Annotated in this window: 15 protein-coding genes; 9 read left to right on the top strand and 6 right to left on the bottom strand. The window is 35.8% G+C overall.

Annotation, left to right across the window (positions count from 1 at the left end; all coding sequences use genetic code 11):
* The first annotated feature begins 47 nt into the window (after positions 1-47).
* A complete protein-coding gene (locus A3EM_RS0100070; protein ID WP_020526108.1) occupies positions 48-830 on the top strand; it encodes a UbiA prenyltransferase family protein in 783 nt (260 codons plus the stop codon).
* Between the two features lie 54 nt (positions 831-884).
* On the opposite strand, the gene A3EM_RS0100075 is transcribed toward A3EM_RS0100070, so the two are convergent.
* The 3 genes from A3EM_RS0100075 to A3EM_RS0100085 form a co-directional block, all read right to left on the bottom strand.
* Positions 885-1802: a universal stress protein gene (locus A3EM_RS0100075; protein WP_020526109.1), complete on the bottom strand. Its 918-nt coding sequence runs from the start codon at positions 1800-1802 to the stop codon at positions 885-887.
* Positions 1803-1948: 146 nt separating this feature from the next.
* Positions 1949-2851: an AraC family transcriptional regulator gene (locus A3EM_RS0100080; protein ID WP_020526110.1), complete on the bottom strand. Its 903-nt coding sequence runs from the start codon at positions 2849-2851 to the stop codon at positions 1949-1951.
* 16 nt (positions 2852-2867) lie between these two features.
* Positions 2868-3740 (bottom strand): SUMF1/EgtB/PvdO family nonheme iron enzyme, encoded by an 873-nt coding sequence (locus A3EM_RS0100085; RefSeq protein WP_020526111.1) that lies wholly within the window; start codon positions 3738-3740, stop codon positions 2868-2870.
* 510 nt (positions 3741-4250) lie between these two features.
* On the opposite strand from A3EM_RS0100085, the gene A3EM_RS0100090 reads away from it, so the two are divergent.
* Positions 4251-4718: a GNAT family N-acetyltransferase gene (locus A3EM_RS0100090; RefSeq protein ID WP_020526112.1), complete on the top strand. Its 468-nt coding sequence runs from the start codon at positions 4251-4253 to the stop codon at positions 4716-4718.
* 197 nt (positions 4719-4915) lie between these two features.
* Entirely contained in the window at positions 4916-7069 is a 2154-nt protein-coding gene (locus tag A3EM_RS0100095; protein ID WP_020526113.1) for a putative porin, read from the top strand.
* Positions 7070-7079: 10 nt separating this feature from the next.
* Here A3EM_RS0100095 and A3EM_RS0100100 read toward each other — a convergent pair whose 3' ends face one another.
* On the bottom strand, positions 7080-8591 hold the full coding sequence (locus A3EM_RS0100100) for a ligand-binding sensor domain-containing protein (RefSeq protein ID WP_020526114.1): 1512 nt from the start codon (positions 8589-8591) through the stop codon (positions 7080-7082).
* Positions 8592-9187: 596 nt separating this feature from the next.
* Between A3EM_RS0100100 and A3EM_RS0100110 the strand changes: the two genes are divergently transcribed.
* Positions 9188-11311: an elongation factor G gene (locus A3EM_RS0100110; protein WP_020526116.1), complete on the top strand. Its 2124-nt coding sequence runs from the start codon at positions 9188-9190 to the stop codon at positions 11309-11311.
* A 167-nt stretch (positions 11312-11478) separates the two neighbouring features.
* On the opposite strand, the gene A3EM_RS0100115 is transcribed toward A3EM_RS0100110, so the two are convergent.
* Together A3EM_RS0100115 and A3EM_RS0100120 are read right to left on the bottom strand one after the other, a co-directional pair.
* A complete protein-coding gene (locus tag A3EM_RS0100115; RefSeq protein ID WP_157637683.1) occupies positions 11479-11841 on the bottom strand; it encodes a hypothetical protein in 363 nt (120 codons plus the stop codon).
* 306 nt (positions 11842-12147) lie between these two features.
* Positions 12148-13413, bottom strand: coding sequence for a hypothetical protein (locus A3EM_RS0100120; RefSeq protein ID WP_020526118.1), 1266 nt, complete (start codon positions 13411-13413; stop codon positions 12148-12150).
* Positions 13414-13574: 161 nt separating this feature from the next.
* Between A3EM_RS0100120 and A3EM_RS41060 the strand changes: the two genes are divergently transcribed.
* From A3EM_RS41060 to A3EM_RS41070, 5 genes are all read left to right on the top strand, one after another.
* A complete protein-coding gene (locus A3EM_RS41060; RefSeq protein WP_063745001.1) occupies positions 13575-14684 on the top strand; it encodes a hypothetical protein in 1110 nt (369 codons plus the stop codon).
* 93 nt (positions 14685-14777) lie between these two features.
* Positions 14778-16583: an FAD-dependent oxidoreductase gene (locus A3EM_RS0100130; protein ID WP_020526120.1), complete on the top strand. Its 1806-nt coding sequence runs from the start codon at positions 14778-14780 to the stop codon at positions 16581-16583.
* 142 nt (positions 16584-16725) lie between these two features.
* Entirely contained in the window at positions 16726-17427 is a 702-nt protein-coding gene (locus A3EM_RS41065; protein ID WP_020526121.1) for an RNA polymerase sigma factor, read from the top strand.
* 135 nt (positions 17428-17562) lie between these two features.
* Positions 17563-18603 carry a FecR family protein gene (locus A3EM_RS0100140; protein ID WP_020526122.1) on the top strand — a complete coding sequence of 347 codons (1041 nt, stop codon included), beginning with the start codon at positions 17563-17565 and terminating at the stop codon, positions 18601-18603.
* A gap of 191 nt (positions 18604-18794) precedes the next feature.
* The gene (locus A3EM_RS41070) at positions 18795-22139 is read left to right on the top strand and encodes a TonB-dependent receptor (RefSeq protein WP_083925144.1); all 3345 of its coding nucleotides are present in this window, start codon (positions 18795-18797) and stop codon (positions 22137-22139) included.
* Positions 22140-22208 lie beyond the last annotated feature (69 nt).

Consider the following 22208-nt stretch of genomic DNA (forward strand, 5'->3'; position numbering starts at 1 on the left):
ATAAGTTGATTCGGGCATTCAGATTTTTAGTAAAAAGCAATTTATGGATGGCCCTTGCTGGTTGGTCGGGTACTTATATGACCTACTTTTTGGCTGAGCTTCCGGTTAATCCACATATTCCCCTTTTGGTAGGAATGGCAACTCTTGCCGATTACAACATCCCTCCTGTCCACCAAATTGGCTTAAAAAAAACGTTCCAGCTTGCCGGAATCCGCACACTACCGCAAATCAAAGTCCTGTTTTTTATTTTAAGCATACCTGTATCAGGGTTTTTATTAATTCAGTTAAATTTCGTTCAGGTCATCTTTTTCCTTCATTTAGGGATAATTTCCGTTTGGTATGCGCTTCCTATAAAGTTTTTAGGAAAATCACTTCCTCCCTTAAGGATGATTAATTTTCTAAAAATATTTCTAATTGTTTACGTTTGGGTAGGTTCCATTTATTTCCTGCCTCTACTTGGAGAAGTAGAAATTGGAAAAGGCGAAATTATAGGAGGCCTGGAAAGAGCGTTATTCTTTTTTGGCATTACACTCCCTTTCGATATCAGGGACTTTTACGTGGATCAGGAAGTGAATCTGAAAACCATTCCCCACAAAACCGGGTTTAAAAGAGCAAAAATTTTAGCTCTTGTTTCACTGATAGCCGGGCTTTCATTAGTTTTTTGGAATTATGATCCCCCGCTTCAAACAGGATTTATAATTTCCTATCTGCTTACCATAGGAATTGTATTTGGAGCCAGCTTAGACAAAAGAGGGCTCTATTTTACAGGCCTGATTGATGGTACAATTATCATTCAAGCGGGATTGATTTACCTGGCTCTATTCATTTAAGACCATAAAAAAAGGACAAATTTTCATTTATCCTTTCTTCTGCTCCACAAACCATTACAGTTTGAATAAGGCATCCAGGAAACCCATATTTTTGGTTTTTTCTTTAACCAGAATTAAAGGCAACTGCCTGTTATAATTCAGCAATTTTTCGGCAGTGCTTCCTAATAAAATAGAGGCCGCAGCAGTTCTTCCTTTCGATCCAACGGCAATGGCTCCAGCCTTTCTCCGCACCGCAAAATTGTAAATTTGCTCAGAAATTTTATTAGGTTTACCCAGGGTAAACTCACATGTGACTTCTACATTTCCGATGTCCAGGGTCCTTTTGAAATTTTCGAACATTTTCTCTGCATTCTCCTTCATTATTTCAGCAAATTCTTCATACGATTTTCCCAACCTTGAATACCCAGAAGGAACCGTATAAACATTTTGACAAATGATTCTCGCATTATCATGCTTTTTTGCCATAAAGGCTGCAAATTCTAAGGCCAATTTGGAATTTGCAGAAAAATCGATGGGTACCACTATCCTGCTTAAATTTGGAAGCACTTCAGGTACAAAAACTACTGTACAGGGAGCTAACCTGGCTACTTTATTAGATACTAATCCTGCTCCTTCCAAACCAGTTTTCAGTCCTAAAACAACAATCTCAATATCTAATTCCTTGGCCAACTGAAGAATTACTTTGTCGGGTTTTCCCTCTTTTACCAGAATCTCAATTTTACTTTTTTCTTCTTCCGAAAAGTACTCATCCAGCATTCCTTCTATCTTTTCTTCAATAGATTCGTCAAGCGGTTTTATCAAATCCGGATATTGCGCTACCAATTCTTCAGGCAAATCCAATTCCTTGGCCACATGTAAAAAATAAATTTTATCTAAATCAACCGCCTTATTCACAAAACTGGCAAACTCCATCATTACCTCATCCATTTCGGACAGGTCCATCGTAATTAATAAATCCTTTATCTGGTACATATGTTAATTTTATTTTGAAACTAAAATCTGCCCGAACACCTTTTTAGTGGAGAAAATTAATTTGTATAATCTTCACTCCAAAAATTTTTCAAAAACAGATTTTGAAAATTAGTCATTCCATTTATAAAATAAAATTCCTGACAATTTTATTCTGTCACCTTCTGTGAATAGCCCATTCTAAACTCTTCCGGGCTCATTCCAGTCCCTTTCCTGAAAAACCTGCTAAAATAAGATGCATCTTTAAACTTAAGGGAAAAGGCAATATCGGTTATGCATTTATTAGAGTTATACAAAAGTCTTTTCGCTTCCAAAAGTACCCTGTCATTGATAATTTCCTTGGCGTGCTTCCCTTCTGCCTTTTTGCACAAGGCATTCAGATAATTTGGGGAAATATGGAGCATGTCTGCGTAATCTGCCACAGCTCTTATTTGTCTGAAATTTTTTTGCACCAAAATATCAAAATTTCTGATGGCCTGATACGCATACTGGGCATGTTGCTGGGGATTTCCTTTAAAGTTTTGCTGAAGTTTATATAACAAAACATTTAAATAAGACCATAAAATTTTATCCTGGTGTTGGTCAGAAGGATGAGCAAATTCCTTATCCAGTGTTAGAAACAAATTTTCAAACACCTTAACCTTGCTATCATCTCTTAACCGCAAGGTAGGTAGTAAATAGCTCGAGTGAAAAAAGGAAAAATCAAATACACTTACATCCGAACTCCACAAATCGTAAAAATCCCGGGTAAAAAAAACTGTAAAGCCTTCCACATTTTCGGATAGTTCCCAGCATTGAATCTGCCCTTCTGAAATAAAATAAAAAGTATTTGACTGAATGGGATATCTGGTAAAGTCAATAGTCTGGTAGCCGGAACCCTGTTTAATAAAAAGAATCTCATAAAACATATTTCTATGAGGAGATTCCAACATTTTCTTTTGGTATAAATTATTATTAAGCCTTTGAATGTGAATGCCAAAGGCCGGTCTGGAAGAATCGCTTGCATTAAGACCAATATTTAAGGGAGGGATATCCTTGTAAACCTTTTCCATACCTAAAGATACGATTTTAAGGAGTAGGATTCACTGATTTTTGTTTGGTTTTCGGAGAAGTTTCAATGTCCATTACACATCTGAGGCAAATATCGGAAGAAGAATAATTGGTGGGGAATGCATACTCTAAAATGGCCATTTCTTTTTTATCACTTTCCAATGATTGGTCATTACCAGATCCCAAAACTTTTTTCCTGCTATTGGCTTCCGGTACAAATAGCCAGGGATTAGTATTTTCAGGATAAACCCAGGAGTTTGTCCAGGTCAGGCGATTTTTATGCTCGAATGAAATTTCCTTTTGCTGCAGAATATAACCCCATTCTTTAGCTGTGGGAAGTCTTTTGTTTTTCCATTGACAATAAGCTTTTCCATCTTCCAGACTTAGATGAACCGCAGGGGATAATTGTGAAGGTTGGGCTTCAAAAGGGCCAAAGGGAAATTTCCAGCTGGCTTCGGTTATTTTTTTATCTTTTACAGTAGAGTATCCTTGTATTTCTGCGATAGTCTGGTAATCGGTAGCTTCCACAAAAGCTTTGAATTCACCCACGGTAACAGCCGCAGAATCTGCAAAAAAACCGATGAGCCTTCCATGTTCAACTTGCCTGCTTCCGGGAATAAATGCCATTCCTTCAGGAATTTGTATGGTAGCCGGTAAAACCTCAAAAAGTTTTTGATAATTCACTGGTTTTAGTGGATCATTCCAGAGGATTCTTTCCAGCGTACTTTGATCATTATATTTGCTGGTTTCCGGAAATGATTCAGCCCTTAACTCAGGTGTTGGTTCAGCCGTTTTATTTTTCAATTCAGGCTTATTGCATGAATGAAAAAACAAGTGTAGCACTCCAGCCAAAGCCACATAAAAATATTTATTGAATTTCTTTTCTCTCATTTAATCGTCAAAAAAATCAATCTTCCCTAGCATTTTAGTTGTAAGAAAGAACCTTTTCAAAGTGCACCAAAAAACACTTTATGTTACTATGACAATTGCTTAAAAAACGAATTAAAGCCTCCCGCCTTATCTACTGATAATCAAACCTTTAACCTTAGCAATCAAACTTCAGGAAATTTATGACCATTGGATTCCTGCTTATTATATCAGATTTAATAAAAAAATTAGATTGAATCCTGGTTCAAAACCCATCTGAGTTTATATTATTCAAAAGTAGAATTTATTAAAATAATATCAGACATACGAAATTTTTTATTCCCCCAAATTAATAAGGTTTTTTATGGGTTCTTTCAATCAGGTAAATAATTGCATAGACAAAGAGATTTTTACCCAAATAAAATCTACTCAGGCATATTAATAAAAGCTAAATTATTCTTTAAATAATTATGTTTTTCATAGTATTTTAACTTAATTTTAACAATTAGCTTACTTTGAACCTATTTATTAAAAATGACCATTAATCCAGCCAATATCCTAATTAGGAAGGGCACACCTCAAGATAAAATTGCCATTGCCAAATTTCAACTCAAAATGGCCTGGGAAACCGAGCTATTGGAACTGGATCAGGCTGTGGTAGAAGCTGGAGTACAAAAAATATTTGATGAACCGGTAAGAGGTAGCTACTGGGTGGCAGAACACCAGGGGAAATTGGTGGGCTCTCTGTTAGTTTTATTTGAATGGAGTGATTGGAGGAATGGAGATGTGTTGTGGATTCATTCTGTTTATATTAGCCCTGAATTCCGCAATTTTGGCATTTTTAAGAAGATGTACCTGCAGCTCAAAAAGCTGGTAGAAGAATCCGGTAATTACAGAGGATTGAGGTTGTATGTGGACAAAACCAATCAAAATGCCCAAAAAGTGTACAAAGCACTGGGAATGACCAACGAACACTATGAGTTATTCGAGTGGCTCAAATAATAAAATTAGTTAAATCCCCTCTTTTTTTAAAACCATAAATTATCTTCGAGTTTTAAATTAAATATTAAAAAGTAGGGTTATTATATCGAACCGCTATTGGTCTTTTATTTTGGAAAATTGCAGGTATGAAAAGCTGAATTAGTCCTCAAAACATATATTTCCAAACCAATTTCTGTTTAAGCTAAATAATAACTTTTTTGGGATTGAATTTTTTAAGGACAGTGAGCATTCGATTTTTTATTTTTCTGGCAGTATTGTTTTATTGCACTCCAGATATTTCTCTGGGGCAAACTAATGATCCTTTTGGCAATAACCAGGATTTTAGAAGAAGAGGAGACGATGACTTTCCCAATATGCTGGGGGAGGAAACCACCATTGACTCTGCCAAAAAAGATGAAAAGGGTAGAATTTTACTAGAACCTGTACCTATTGAAAAATACCATACCAGAACCTCTCCTTATATTTATGAACAGGATTTATTAGATAATATAGAGGAACCACATTATTTTGATACTACCATGAACAATATTCATAGGTATAATTATGTGGCCCGGAATAATTACATGTACCAGGATTTGGGAACGGTGGGAACAGCTGCAAAACATCTTTACTTTAATGAACCTGATAATATAGGAACCAGGTGGGGACTCAACGCCATTAATTTATACCTCTACGATACCGAAAACATCAAACACTATGACACCAAATCACCATTTACCAGCTGGTATTATATTCAGGGGGGATCGGGAAGATCTTTAATCAATGTAGAACATACCCAGAATATTAAACCCAACTGGAATGCAGGCTTTCGGATTCAGCGAAATACTTCTACTCTGCTGGTGGGTATGGAACCGGTAAACAAAAATGACAGGCAGGTAGATCATGGTACATATCTTTTTAAAACGAGGTATGAAACCAAAGACAAGAAATATCGGCTATTAGCCCATTTTTCCAATTATACCCACAAAATGAAGGAAACTGGAGGTTTACTGCTTTCTTCAGATGATAGTGCTGCAGTAATGGGGGATTTGTATAATCAAAATTTTCCGAATGGAACCGGCCTGCCTGAAAACAGTAACCTTCAGGAACTTGATGATTTATTCAGGCTAAATATCGGGCAATTGCAGAATAAACTTACCAGCGAAGTAAATACTTCCCAGAAAAGGAACAAGGCACATTTGTATCATCAATTTGGTTTATTGGGGGAAGAAAATTTTCAATTTTTCCATATTTTCGACTTTTCAAAGAGTGAGTTTTCTTATACTGACAGTGACTTTCAAACCAATAATAACTTTTACCCCAATATATATTTTGATCCTACTGCCACAGAATCAACTCATAGAATTTATATGAATGAAATGAGCAATACTGTGGGTGTGAAAGGCATAACACAGGGACTTTTTTATTCCTTCCACCTGCGTCAAAACTCCTATAATTACCAGTTTGAATACCTGCAATTTGAAAAGGTACCTGTAAGTACTCCTACTCAAAGATTTATGGGCTTTAGAGGTGGATATTCTTTAACTGAAAATTTTAATTTCAGAATCGATTATGAAGGATTAATTGCCGAAGAGGACAAAGGCAATAAAATTTATGGTGAGCTGAATGCCAAATTTATTAAATTGATCCATAAAAGAATTACTGCAGAGCCGGACCTCATGCAACAATATTATTTTGGGAATCATTTTATTTGGAATAATATAGATGCCAATACTGCTAATCCTGAAGTTGAACCTTTTGAAGCTCAGGAATTTGCCACTTCTGAAATTTACTTCCCATTTGCTTTTAAAGGCATAAAAATAAAACCATTTGCCAAATACACCACTTTTGATCATTACATCTATTACAACCATGGAATTGGCGATAAAAATAACCTTGCTGTTCCAACTCAACATGACGATCAAATTTCTATCCTTCAGGCAGGAATAGACCTGGAGCTGCATCTTGGTCACATCCATCAACTGCTTTTGGCACAATACACCCAAAATGATAATGAAGATGTGATCAGAATGCCTGAGCAATTTGTAAACTATAATTTCTTTTACGAAGGGCGATTTCCCCACCGAAATATTCTTTCAAGGTTTGGGTTTGATGTCCACTGGCATTCCAAGTTTTTTGCTGATGCCTATATGCCTGTTACTCAACAATTTCATTTGCAAAATGACTTCGAAATTGGCAACTATGTTTTAGCTGATTTTTACTGGAGTCTACATATAAAGAAAGTGACCATGTTCCTTAAATTTGCCAACATTTTGCAGGGAGTTTTAAGGGATGGCTATTTTGTTACCCCGTTATACATGGGGCAACCCAGACAGTTTGAATTTGGTCTGAACTGGGTATTTTATGATTAATTTTAAAAAATTAATTAGTGCCTGCTTCAAGCCGGTGAATACTTCGGCTTTCTCTTACCCAAATATTGTTTTCCAAATCAAACCCAAATCGATTTAGCTTTTCAGGGTCTGCCCCGAAATAATAATCGCAGTATCCGGAAAACCTTTCCTGCTGATGATCGAATTTTTTTAAACCATAGTTGGTTGCCACCCATAAGTTGTTTTCCCTATCAAAGCCTATTTGGTAAATAATAGAATGCAATAAATTAGCAGAAACCCTGTCCAATTGCATAAAAGAATTTGTGGATTCCTGAAATTGCACAACTTCCCTGTTCACACGCATCCACACATCTCCCAAATCATTGATAATCAACTCGTTTATTCCTCCCTTCAGCTTATTAGAACCTCCGTTGGTAATTCGCCTTACACCTGTCTCTTTTTCATAGGAGAAAAAATGTTCTCCCTTGGAGAAATAAACTTTGCCATTCGGATGACCTACAATTTTTATGGGAAAATAATTTTTAAGTTCAATGCCCAGCTCCTCATTTTTAAAATTAACCATCGAATTTGTAACAAGGTCAATTATACCAAAGGAATTAAAACTATTAAAAAAGACCTGAGATTCATCTACAATGTACAATTCGTAAGGAGTATCAGAAAGTTGGAAAGTGGAATCCACAAACATCAGCTCAAAATTTCCAGCCTCATTTAATTTAAATGTCCTTTTCCCATTATTCCAAATATTCATTGAAATCCAAATATTACCTGCCTGATCGTTATAAACATCATGAATCCAGGATGTCTGGTCATCTCCTTCCAACACTGGCAATTCAATTTTCTCAAAACTATTTCCACCTAAGTACTTACAAAACCGATCAAAGGCATAAAACCAGGTATTTCCATACCGATCTGTAATTATATTTTCAGGAATAGAGCTGGCAGTACCATTAAAATCCTTTCTGGTAAATGTAGTTACTTTAAGGTTGGGATTGGGGGTGTTGGATACCCAACAGGGTTCTTCGGCAGTACCATAAAATAATTCATCCAGGTAATAATCTCTTTTGAATGAATTTTCATAACGAAAATCAGGATTATGAGCATAAAGTACAGGACCTTTGGTACGCATAATTGAAGCAAAATCCTCATTGGCTAATACTTCATCGTCATGTGGCCGGGCAAGGAAACAGTGTCCGAGTTCGTGGAAAATAATTTCCTCAATAGCCAGGTCTCCCAAATGCCACCAGAGACTCCCAGTATCGAGTTGAATAGTATGTGCCCCATTTCGGCTTCTTATACAAAGCCCGATTACATTGGAGGAATCATTAAATTGAATTTCCTCTACAAACTCCACTTTCAGGTAATCCATATTGGGCATTACTCCTCTAAATTCACCCTCTTTTTTAAACCTTTCAATATAGGGCTCTATGCGCTCAGGAACTTCATAAACCAGAGGAGGAAGATCCTTATCGGGATTACACCCAATAGGAAAAAGGGAAATGATTACTGCCAGGGCATGCCCCCAATTTAAGGTACTATTTTTCATAGCTTAATTTCATCCTGAAACAGACAACAATCTCCAATGTACTATAAAAAATGTTTAGTCTCAAGGTCTTCGCTTTAGTCCTTGTTTAAATTGAACTTTTGAGATTTTAATTAGACCAAGCTGGAAAAATACATACCCTGCCAGGGCAACTTTTTTATTACATTGGAATTACATTGAAACAGAAAACAAAAACCGTATATTACTTTGAATCAGCAATTTACAAAATATTTCAGATTCCTTATTTATTTTTTGTTTCCTGCAATTTTCCATCAAAAATGAGCAAAATCTATTCATTTTCAAATGGTTATATGTTAAACTGTGAAATGGATTAAATTTTATCAGGGCACTTATTTGCTTTTACGAATATAAAATCTTAATTTCTGATTTAAGTCATATTAATATTTATTTCTTCCAGCAATTGCTTGATATCAATCATACCTAAGCAATCTTAAGTGACCTAAATTACAATCATGAGTGCTTCCTAAAGCATCGTACTTTTCTTAAAAGAAAGACTATTGACATTCTGCTATTCCAAAAAGCTAATGGAAATAATACATTCTGGTTTGACCAATTTTTCTCACTAAACACATATCCTTATGAAAGTATTTGATCAAAAACACATTAAAAACATTGTCTTGCTTGGAGCTGCGAAATCAGGCAAGACCACCCTTGCCGAAACGATGTTATTTGAAGCGGGAATTATTAACCGCAGAGGAACAGTAGAGGATAAAAACACTGTTTCAGATTTCCACGAAATAGAGCACGAAAGAGGCAATTCCATCTATGCCACCACCATGCACACCGAGTGGCGAAATTACAAAATCAACATTATTGATACCCCCGGTCTTGACGATTTCTCAGGAGAAATAGTTTCTTCCCTGAGAGTGGCTGATACCTGTGTAATTCTGATGAATACGCAATATGGAGTGGAAGTAGGTACTGAATTAATCTGGAATTATGTAGATGAATTTAGCAAACCCACCATTTTCGCATTTAATCAGGTGGATCATGAGAAATCAAATTTTCAGAACAGCCTGGAAATGGCTAAAAGTCGGTTTGGAGATGCTGTAACTCTTATGCAATACCCCGTTAATCAGGGAGAAAACTTTAATTCTATCATAGATTTATTGAAAATGGTGATGTATAAATTTCCGAAGGAAGGCGGGAAACCTGAAAAACTGCCTATTCCCGTGTCGGAAAAAGAGCGGGCAGACGAACTTCATAATGAACTAGTAGAAAAAGCGGCAGAGAATGATGAAAATTTAATGGAACTGTATTTTGAAAAGGGTAATCTGGATGAGGATGAACTAAGGAAAGGTTTGAAAATTGGTATGCTTAATCACGATGTATTCCCGGTTTTTTGCCTATCGGCCAAAAACAATATGGGCAGCGGAAGAATGATGGGATTTATTGATAATGTAGCTCCATCGGCAAATGAACTTTATCCTGAAAAAACCCTTGATGGAAAGGAAGTGAAATGTGATGTAAATCAACCAGCGTCATTGTTCGTATTTAAAACGCTGGTAGAACCCTACCTTGGGAAAATCACCTTTTTTAAAGTGTGTTCTGGTGAAGTAAAAGTTGGTCAGGAATTATTTAATTCTCAATCAGATACGATTGAGCGGATAAACCAGCTGTTCATAATGGATGGCAAAAACAGGCACTCCGTTGAAAAACTGGTGGCAGGAGATATAGGAGCTACCGTAAAACTTAAAAACACAAATACAAATCAGTCTTTGCATGAAAAAGGATTTGACGTGAGTTTTACCCCGATGAAATTCCCTGAACCCAGAATCAGAACGGCTATCGTTCCACAATCAAAAAATCATGAGGATAAACTGGCAGAAGTAATTAAGGAAATTCACGAAGAAGACCTGACAATTGAAATAGAATATTCAAAAGAGCTAAAACAGCTTATTTTGTCCGGGCAGGGTGAACTTCATCTACAAGTTACCAAATGGAGACTTTCACATATTTACGGAATTGAAATTGATTTTCTCACTCCCAAAATTCCTTATAGAGAAACCATCAATAAAACAGCATCAGCCAATTACAGACACAAAAAACAATCTGGGGGAGCTGGTCAGTTTGCTGAAGTTACTCTCACAATTATGCCCTATACTGAAGGAATGGCCGATCCGGAAGGGTTCAACATTCGAAAAAAAGAGGAAATTGACCTGGAATGGGGCGGAAAGCTTGTTTTCTATAATTGTATTGTTGGAGGGGTAATAGACTCCAGGTTTCTTCCTTCAATCCTGAAAGGGGTTTTGGAGGTAATGGAAGAAGGTCCTCTTACACATTCCTATGCGAGAGATGTTTGCTTCTTAGTGCATGATGGAAAAATGCACCCGGTGGATTCTAATGATATTTCCTTTAAAATTGCCGGAACAAAAGCCTTTAAAGAAGCATTTCTGGAGGCTGACCCCAAGCTTCTTGAACCTATACAAAATCTGGAAGTACTTTGTCCTGAAGAACTCGTGGGAGAAGTGATGACTGACTTGCAATCGAGAAGAGCCATCATTACCGGAATTGATTCTAAAGGAATTTACCAGGTGATTAATGCCAAAGTCCCTCTTGCGGAATTGAACCGGTATTCCACTTCTTTAAAATCAATTACCCAGGGAAGAGCGAGTTTCAACTTGTCCTTCAGCGGATATGAATTAGTTCCGTATGATGTACAAAGCAAACTTGTCGCTGAGAATGAAGCTGCAGAAGTTTAATACATAACCACAAAATGCAAGTCACAAAAAAAGTCATCCTTTATCAAAGGATGACTTTCTCTTGTAATAATTACCTTAATCTTGAAGTCCTCATTACAATTTAATTATCAATCGTATCAATCGGTTGGTTAGTTTATAGTTCAACATTTATCTTCTCCTTGCCTCTATTAATTTATAGAATTAAAATATGATTTAATGAAAGCAAGATTTAATGTTCCTTTCGGATTTGAAATATACTTTTTAGCTTCATTTATTTTTGGCTTAGCACAATCATCCACTTCTGATTCCGGGACGATAAATGTTCCTAAAACCACAAATAACTTATCAGCTGCAGTTTCATAGTTTAAAAAAGGGAAATCAAGTTTAGTCATGCTTGTTCTCACCAATCTAATCCAAAACCCCATAGAAGTATCTTCCTTTTCAGATTTTTGCTCTATCCCGTCTAATTGACTGTAAAATTCATTGATATCGTGAATGGGGAATTGTAATTTATTAAGCAAATTAAATGCTCCATTTATTTCTGCAGGCATACTTTTCAATTTTAAAGTGAACCAAGTATTTTTTTCGCTATTCATAATGTTTGGAGATCTGGTTAGTAATGCTTTCACCTTTATGTATAAAAAGGCATCAGGTAACCTGCATTTATTGAATTTTTTTATAAAAAAATCAATATTTTCATCACCCAACCATAAACCACTGCTACACAGCAATTTACAATCCTTAACTTATTTAATAAAATTACTTTTTTAAAGGTAGAAAGTTGCAGAGGAAGATTCCTCCCTAAAAATGGGGATTTATTAAATTTTAGGTTCAGTGAGGTAAAAAATTCCTCAATTTTAATCAGTCGTCAATTCAATATTCCTAACCGCACCGGCAGTTCCGGAAAATTGAAATACTATTGCTCTTATTTCACCTAACGACTGGTTATATTCCTGTTCAAAGATTAATTTATTATTGAATAGCACATTTGCTTTTTTATTCGAAACCTGAAGTGTAATATTTTGCCAGTTCATAAGACTTTTTCCAAAAGCCGACAAATCCTGGAATTCCCCATCCAGCTTAATTTCCCCAAATTGGAGTTTTACCCATTTGAAGCATCCCTCTTTTAAAAAGTATAAGGCGATTTGCCCCGTCTCTCCTACCACAAAGATTTTAGCATGATTACAGCGTGCAGCTACAATTTCATGGTCATTTTTTATCTCCGCATTCAAAGCAAAATTATCACCATCCAACTCAAATTTTTGAGCGTTTACAAAATGAGTCCAATACATTTCTGTAGTATCAATTCCCTTTTTTTCAGGCGTATCGGAAGGAATATAAAAGGCATTTTCTGTAGTGTCTCTAAACTTCCTGACTGGTAAAAACTCGGTATGGTCAACATCCCAAAAGGAAATAAAAGCTTCCCAGTCCTTTGTTCCTAAAAAAACAGAAGTATCATAATATACCTGATCATCAATTTTGAGCTTTACCTGATAAAACCCAGGAGACCGGTAATAATGAGATATAGTATGTGTATTTTTCCGTAAGGCTTTCCTTGTAGAATCTCCAAAATCCAGATAAATTTCTTCCGAATCCACTTGTTCAATATCATAGTCGAAAACTACAGTGTGGTAAGCTTTTCCTTCAAGGTATTTTCCTGAAATACTAAATTCAGGATTTATTTTCTGTTGTGGCCAGAAATACCAAATAGCAACAGGAACCACTATAAGGAAAGAAAGCAAAGCCAATAGTTTTCCCCATTTTATTTTTTTGGTTTCAGGAAGTAAAATTAAACTTCCTGGTTCTACCACCTGCATTTCTGTAAGCACAGGATTGTGAATTTTATAATCAGACCAACTCTGAAATCCCAAAAATTGGGCAAGTGCATTCTTAGTTGCTAATTGCGGATTGTATTGTTCTTTAGTCTTTACTTTTCCAAAAATCCTTTTTAAGGTAGCTGCACTAATTCTGATCCCAGAAGCCCTTTTTATTTCATTGCTGAGATCGAGAAAATTACTATTCGTCCATTGTTGAGGAGAGCCCCAGCTCAGCTTGTTCTCAATCGCTCTGCAACATTGGCTTAGATAATTCAGCTCTGATATTTTTTCAGTTTCCTCCGACATTATTTGTTATTTACCATTTTCATAAGTATCAGATTTTCAAATATATAACTTGTTCATAATATTTTGGATAACTTCTGGATTAAGATTGAATAATTTAGTTTGTTATCTTACTTAAAGGTATACCTAATTTTAAAAAACAAAAAAATGAAAAGTTGACTATTTTGAATGCTTTTACCTTAAATATTACCATCTTAATACTACTGATCTCATTTGTTAAGGAATCAGAACCTCCTGTAACAAATTTACCCAAACCCACCACTATAAAATCATTTCATATAGTAGAAAATGATTCAGTACAGTATGATTTAAACCTGGCATTTGATTCTTTAAACCAGCCACTTTATTATTTTCGAAATATTTTCACTCCGGTTTGCTATACCAACAAGTGCCATCCGGTATATATTAATTTCTATTGGGATCTTTTGGGAAACTTTATTGAATATGATTTTCCACCAAAAAAAATACTTACTAAGGTAGATCACGATCCTTTTCAGGAAGAAGATTACCAGAAATTATTGGAAATCCTGCTCAATAAGAATTCCTTGCTAAAAGCCTATAAAATGGAGGAACTGGTAGACACCCAAACGATGAACAATGGTGTGGACGCAGTAACCGGAGCAACTTTGAAAACCATCAAAAATGAGGTAATTGAAGGCGCTGTTTATACCTGCTATACACTATGGCATATTGCCAATGGTGAGGTGAATGCAGAAATTCCGAAAATTACTGAAGGGCTAATGAGTCGAAATTTATTAAGCAGGTTTTTTGAGAGTGAAAATCATTATTATCATTATTATGCAGTGGAAAAAGCATTTGGAAACCCAGAATCAACTCAATTATTTACCACACAAATTTTCCAAAAGCTGACCGGAGATAATATTTTTTTATCCAAATACATTTTAGAGCAATTCCCTGAAAATCTTCTCTCAGAAAGTACTGTACAACAGCAACTGACCAGTGGTTATCAGCAGGCTAAATATCCCCTTCAGATAGAAATGCTCAAAAAATTTGCTTCAATGGAATTTTCACAAGAAGCACTTAAAACCCTGACAATCCATAATGAATTTGAGAACTACCAACTTTTTCAGTTAAAATCCAAAGTGTTTTCAGCTCAAAAAACATTACCGAAAGAAGTGACCCATTATCTGGCAAATTATCTGGAAAACCAGGATTCAAGAATTCGCCAACTTGCTTATGAAACATTGATCAAAATGCAACCCAAAGAAAAAACAGTACAAAAAAAAATGGATCAATACAATTCGAATAAATAAAGTACGAAAATTAAACCCAATAAAAACTACTCATTTTCAATTAGTTACAAAAAGTTAAATCATATTTATTTCTATAAACCTTTACTTATGATCATGAAAAAACAGATTCTTCTTATACTTCTTATATTCTTGTCCTCCATAGCATTTGGTCAAGACCATATTTTTATTGAAACTGAATCTTTTGAAGAAAAGGGAGGCTGGGTAATTGACCAGCAATCTTTTGATGTAATCGGTTCTTCATATTTGTTGGCTCACGGCTTGGGAAAACCGGTAAAAAATGCAAGCACAAAAGTAAGTCTCCCAAAAGTTGGAAAATATTATTTTTGGGTAAGAACTAAGGACTGGGCCCCTTATCCCAAAGGTCCGGGAAAATTCAAGGTGATTATTGATGACAAACCCATGGATATCATTTTTGGAGAAAGTGGCAATGACCAATGGCTTTGGTACAGTGGAGGCGAATTTGAGACAGATAAGGAAGAAATTTCACTTACGCTTAACGACCTTACCGGATTTGAAGGAAGGTGTGATGCAATTCTTATTACAAAATCGAAAAAATTTACTCCTCCACAGGGAAATGATGAATTATTGAAATTCAGACGAGAAATGTTAGGGTTAACAGATGCACCTAAAGAGGCTGGAAAATATGATTTGGTGGTAATTGGTGGAGGAATGGCCGGTACTTGTGCTGCGATTTCAGCTTCTCGACTAGGGCTAAAAGTTGCTTTAATTCAAAACAGGCCTGTATTGGGTGGAAATAACAGCTCTGAGGTTAGGGTGCACTTAATGGGTAGAATTGATCAAAACCATTATACTAAATTAGGAAGAATTGTAAGAGAACTGGATAATGGTGACCCAGGCAATGGTAACCCCGAAGCAAAGGAATATGGGGATATGCGAAAACTGGAAGTGGTAAAAGCAGAAAAAAATCTTTCCCTTTTTCTCAATACACATGCCTGCGCAGTAGAAAAAGAAGGTAATAATATTGTTGCTGTAATTGGTAGAGATATTGCCACCAATCAGGAATTTAGATTTGAAGGAAAAACATTTGCCGACTGTACTGGTGATGGCACAATCGGATACCTTGCCGGAGCTGATTTTAGAATGGGCAGAGAAAGCAAAGCAGAAACAGGAGAATCATATGCCCCAGAAAATGCCGATGATTTTACTTTAGGCACCTCCAATTTGTGGGCATCTTTAGAAAGAGATACAGTTTCCCATTTCCCGGAAGTTCCATGGGCGCTCCAATTTTCAGATGAATACCATATTGATGAACCAAAGTCGGATTGGCAATGGGAAACCGGTTTTGGCAATTTCAATACAATCACGGAAGCCGAGCAAATCAGGGATCATAACTTCAGAGCGATTTATGGCAACTGGTCATATCTCAAAAAAAATAAACCTGAAAAATATGCCAAAAGAGAGCTCGCCTGGATGGCCTACATTGGTGGAAAAAGAGAATCAAGAAGAATCTTGGGAGATCATATTCTTACCCAGATGGACATAGAAGAAGGAAAAATGTATCCTGATGGGTGCGTAACAGCCACCTGGACAATTGATTTGCATTTCCCAAACAAAGAGAATTCAAAATATTTTAATGGAGAGGAGTTCTTTGCCTCCACCAAACACATTAGGGTAAAACCCTACACCATTCCCTACAGATGTCTCTATTCCAGAAATATTGGAAACTTATTTATGGCGGGAAGAGATATCAGTACTACTCACGTAGCTTTTGGTAGTACAAGGGTTATGAAAACTTGTGGAATGATGGGAGAAGCGGTTGGATATGCAGCTTACATTTGTAAAAAATATAATGTAAATCCAAGAGGAGTTTACAAAAATCATTTAGATGAATTTATTAAAATAATTTCGGAAGATCTGCCTACATTAAGTAGTGAATGATATTTTCATTTTGAGTATGATGAAAAGTTGTATTTTAAATTTTCTTTAGAAAAGTTTTTGATATGGAAGTATTTCCTTAAATTGTGAACCACCTGACTTTTTTATTATAAGATTTTTTGGAATACAACTTTTCAAAGTGCCGATGGATATCTTAAAGCAAGGTAAAAAATATGAAAATGATGCGCATCTAAACCAGAATAAATTCAGACATTTTTTCTGGGGGAAAAAAGATGCAGAGATTTGGAATGCCTTTTCCGAAGGGCATGAGGGAGCATTTGCTTATATATATGAGCAAAATTTTGATATCCTTATAAATTTCGGTTTGCAAATAACCAGAGATAATCTTTTACTGGAGGACGCACTTCAGGACCTTTTTATTGAAATCAGAAAGAACCGGAAAAAGCTTGGCCAGGTAATTTCCATTAAAGCTTACTTATTAAAATCCTATCGTAGAAAAATTTTCAGACAGCTCAATAAATCCAGTCGTATTTTCTATTACGAAAGTCTCAATCAGGAATGTTTCCAGCTTGCCATTAACGATGAGAATGCATTTGTTCATTCTCAAATTCAGGAAGAACAAAAAAGATATATTGTAAAAGTGCTTAATGAACTTTCTCCAAGGGAGAAGGAGGCAATTTATCATTTTTTTTATGCTGATTTATCCTATGATGAGGTAGCTGAAGTAATGGGTTTATCTTCGGCTAAAATGGCGAGAAACCTTATTTATAAATCATTAAAACGACTAAGGGAAAATTCTAATTATATTCCTGACTGGTTGTTGTTTTCTTTACTAATAGCCGGAAAAGGCGCTACTGCATTTATTCAGGGGATAGACCATATTTAACCTTTTATCTCCCAACTAGAAGTGATTATTCTATTTCCTTGAAAAAAATCACAGAAAACTGGTGCCGTTTGTTTGGATAGCCGTCTCTATTAAATTACAAGACTCAACTGCAACATTTTTTAGTCAGTTTTATTTATGGATTATTCAAAGTTTGATATTACAGATTTAATAAAGGATGAAAGATTTAAAAGCTGGGTAGTTAACCCTACTCCGGAGAAAGATTTCTATTGGGAAAGCTGGTTAAAAAATCATCCTGAAAAAACTGAAGAACTGGCAACTGCTAAAGATTTCATTTTGAGTTTAAATTTTCAAACCCATAATGTGAGCGAAGGAAGAAGGAAAAACCTTTATGAAAACATTTTAAGGGATTCAAAAAAAGAAAATAACAAAGTAAAAAACATAAATCAATCAGCATTTTCTGCAAGGATAAGCAAATATGCAGCTGTACTTTTACCACTCATTTTGGTGGGAGTGTTCCTCTTTTTTTATATAAGAATGAACATGGCTCCGGTAAATAAAGAAATAGTCTGGATAACCAAGGAAACTCAAAAGGGAGAAAAACTCAATTTGAAATTAGCAGATGGCTCAACCGTTAAGTTAAATTCAGAAAGCAAGATTACCTTTCCTGAAAAGTTTGGAAATACCAGAGAAATTGCGTTGGAAGGAGAAGCCTTTTTCCAGGTTACTCGATTTGAATCGCCCAGGCCCTTTATTGTTAAAACCGGAGATATCTCCACAAAAGTGCTGGGGACTTCATTTAATATAGATTACCAAAATAATAACCAGTCTGTACAAGTAGCTGTTGTTACCGGAAAAGTTGCTGTGGAAGATAAGATTTCTGCCACTGAAGTAACTTTACTACCATTTGAATATGTATCTTTCGATCAGGATGGGGTCGTTAAGGGCAATTATGATTTTGAAACAATTCTTGGGTGGAAGGATAATATTCTGGTATTGGAATCTGCAGGACTGGAGGAAATTTCCAAGAAATTGAGCTGCTGGTTTGGCTATGACTTTGAAATTGATCCTGACTTAAAAGTTGCCAGAAAATTCAGTGGCAAATTTAAGGATAAAAGCCTAATTGAAGTATTAGAGGGCATCAGTTATGCTTCAAATATTGATTTTGAAATTGATAAAAAAAACAATAAAGTTTTCATCATCTCAAAAAATAACTAAAAATGAAAAATTATGAATTCGAGTTAGATTAAACACTTTAAAATTAAAAAAAGAGGCTATCCATAAATATTACAGATAGCCCCCCAAAGCAAAATCCTTAATACTTTGCAATTTTCGTTTGGCTGCGACTAGCAAAGTACTCAGGTTGATTGTAATTGAAGAAAATTAATTCAACAAAAACATCTAAAAATATGAAATTGAAATTAGTTTACAAACTATTTATTATGTCTTTATATGGTTTGGCAGGCATAGTCCTGCAATGTTTTGCGCTCACCGTGCTTCTTGCCTCCCCAACGGAGGCCCAAAAGAAAACCATGGACGAAATTACGGTTAGCGTACATGCTTCAAATGCCGAACTAAGGGAAGTTTTTAACAAGATCCAGGATCAGACTTCTTTTGAATTCGCTTATGACCACGCATTTTTAAATGATAAGGAAAAAATCAGTCTTTCTTCCAGAAATGAATCTCTAGCTGATGTTCTTAGGTACATTGCACACAAGAAAAAGCTGCAATTTAAAAGGGTAAACGAAACTATTTATATCCAAAAACATCGGTTTAAAGGGAAGGTTACAGAGCTAATTGACGAAAACATCCGACAAACCCTGGTCAAAGGAAGTGTAACTGCCGATGATGGAGAAGTACTTCCAGGGGTAAGTATCCTGATAAAAGGAACTTCCACAGGTACTACCACAGATTTTAATGGTAATTACAGTCTGAATGTTAATGAGGGAGCTACCCTTGTTTTCAGTTATATTGGATTTGTAGATCAGGAAGTTGAAGTTGGTTCACAATCGGTGATCAACGTTCAGTTAGAAGCAGACCTTGAAACATTAGAGGAAGTTGTAGTAGTAGGATACGGAACCCAGGAGAAAAAAGATGTGACGGGTGCTATTGGCACTGTGAGCACTGAAGATTTTGAAGCTCAGCCAGTTACAAGGGTTGACCAGGTATTGCAAGGGAGAAGTCCCGGAGTAGTGGTAACAAATAGCTCTGGTGCTCCAGGGGGTACTGTTTCAATTAGAATTAGAGGAGCCAATTCAATTAATGGAAATAATGATCCTTTGTATGTAATTGACGGATTTGTAGGTGCAGACTTTAGAGATGTAAATCCAACAGATATTGAAACTATTCAGATATTAAAAGATGCATCAGCCACTGCAGTATATGGAAGCAGGGGATCAAATGGGGTGGTTTTAATTACTACAAAATCAGGTGTTAAAGGGAAACCTAAATTATCTTTCACGGCTCGGTTTTCTACATCAAAATTAATTAATGAATGGGATTTGATGGATGCTGGTACATTTGCTGAGACTGTAAACCTTAGAGCTGCAGCTTTAGGTACTAACCCTAAGTTTACAGATGAAGAAATTGCAGGTTATAAACAAAATGGTGGAACAGACTGGCAAAATGAATTATTCAGGACAGGAACCGGACAAGAATATCAATTGGATTATTCTGGTGGAACAGAGGCGGTATCCTATTTTATCTCAGGAAACTACTTATCGCAGGAAGGTATTGCGATTAACTCCAATTACAAAAGGTACGCCTTAAGGTCAAATATTAATGCCAACCTTTCGGAAAAACTCACAGCCAATATTAAAATGAATTTTAATAGACGTGAAACAAACAATGTAGGAGGAGGAGGAAATACCAGTAGCGCACTTGCCGGTCCATTAACCTGGGCTCCTACCACTCCTGCAAGAGATGCTAATGGAAACCTCACCGTTACAGATCCTATTTCAGCAATCTTTGGGAATCCAATTGAAAATGCCCAAAATGATCATATTGATGAAATCAATTCATTTATTACCAATGGTTCTTTAAAATATGAATTTATTGACGGATTATCACTGGACATTGGCTTTGGATTAAATTATTCAAATCAACAATATAAATTATTTGAAAAAAATAGTCTTTCAAATAATCCAAGAGCACAAAGGCAATCTACAGAGAGGATATTTTTACAAAACACCAATAACCTTACTTATTCCAAAAGATTTGCCAGTATACATAAGGTGACTGCTACTGCGGTATTGGAACATCAGCTAAGACAAATGGATCAGTTTGGTACAGTAGCCAGTGGTTTGTTTTATCCAGCCTTAAAATATGATAATATCACCTTAGCAAATTCTTCCACTTCATCCGCTTACCGAGAGAAACAAACTATTCGCTCTTATATTGGTAGAGTAAATTATGAATTGATGGATAAGTATTTAGTAACGGCTTCTATCAGGTCTGACGGCTCATCTAAGTTTAGAGGAAGTAATCAGTATAGTACTTTTCCATCCATTGCTTTAGGCTGGAGATTGTCTGAAGAGGCATTTTTATCAGGTGGATTTTTTGATGACTTAAAATTAAGAGGTAGCTGGGGAGAAACCGGTAGTCAGGCCATTGGTGTATTTGGAACAGTTACAACCTATAATACTAATGCAACAGATGCTGCGGCCTCATTTAATAATGGAACTGAGCTGGCAGGAGTGGTAATTGGTAATCCTGGAAATGCTGATTTGAAGTGGGAAACAACTGCCCAATGGAATATCGGTTTGGACATGCAAGTTTTTGATGGCAGATTAGGCATTACTCTGGATTATTTTGATAAAAGTACAACCGATTTACTATTAAGCAATCCTCTGCCAAAATATGCAGGTGGTGGAAATATCCTTAAAAATATAGGAGAAATTAAAAATACTGGATTTGAATTGGGCATTACCAGTACAGTAATAGACAATGATAATTTCCGATGGTATACTACTTTTAATGCTTCATTTCTTAAGAATGAGATTGTTGATATTGGGGATCAGGAAGCCATATTTTTTAGTAGTGATGTGGGAGCAGGTTTAACAAATGTTCCTGAAAATGTCCTAAAGCCAGGTTATCCACTTTCAAGCTATTGGGGCCTTAACTATCTGGGCACATGGAAGACAGGAGAAGAAACTGAAGCCTCACGATATGGTAATGTACCCGGAGATTCCAGATACGAAGATTTAAATGATGATGGAACAATTGGAGGTGATGATTATAAAATAATAGGTACTGGAACCCCTGAGACTATTTTGGGTTGGAATAATACATTTGAATACAAGAATTTTTCTTTAAACCTTTTCTTTATGGGTATGGGAGGATATGACAAATGGAACTTTGGATATGCCACAGGAGTAATGCCGAACGCTGATGCCCGAGAGGCGGTTCATTCAGATGTGCTTAACCGCTGGGTAGCAGGAACGAATGAAGGAAGCGATATTCCTCATTTTAGCAGTACCACAGTAGATGAAATACAATCAACCAGATTTGTTGAAAAAGGTGATTTTATTAGGTTGAAAAATATCAGTTTGACTTATAGTTTGCCAAAAGATGTGATTAAAGGAGTAGGTGCTCAATTTTTGATCAGTGGTACTAATGTATGGACAATTACTGACTATAAAGGACTAGATCCCGAAGCATATTCTAATAACGGATTGGGAGATTCAAGTGGTGGAGATGCAGGTTCTTATCCAAATTCTAAATCGTGGACTTTTGGTGTAAACTTTATTTTCTAAAATTCTGATAGTTATTATTCTTAAAACCAGATGATTGTGGCAAAAGTTAATAGAGGCTACCACAATTAT

This window comes from Flexithrix dorotheae DSM 6795, from assembly GCF_000379765.1.
Lineage (GTDB): Bacteria > Bacteroidota > Bacteroidia > Cytophagales > Flammeovirgaceae > Flexithrix > Flexithrix dorotheae.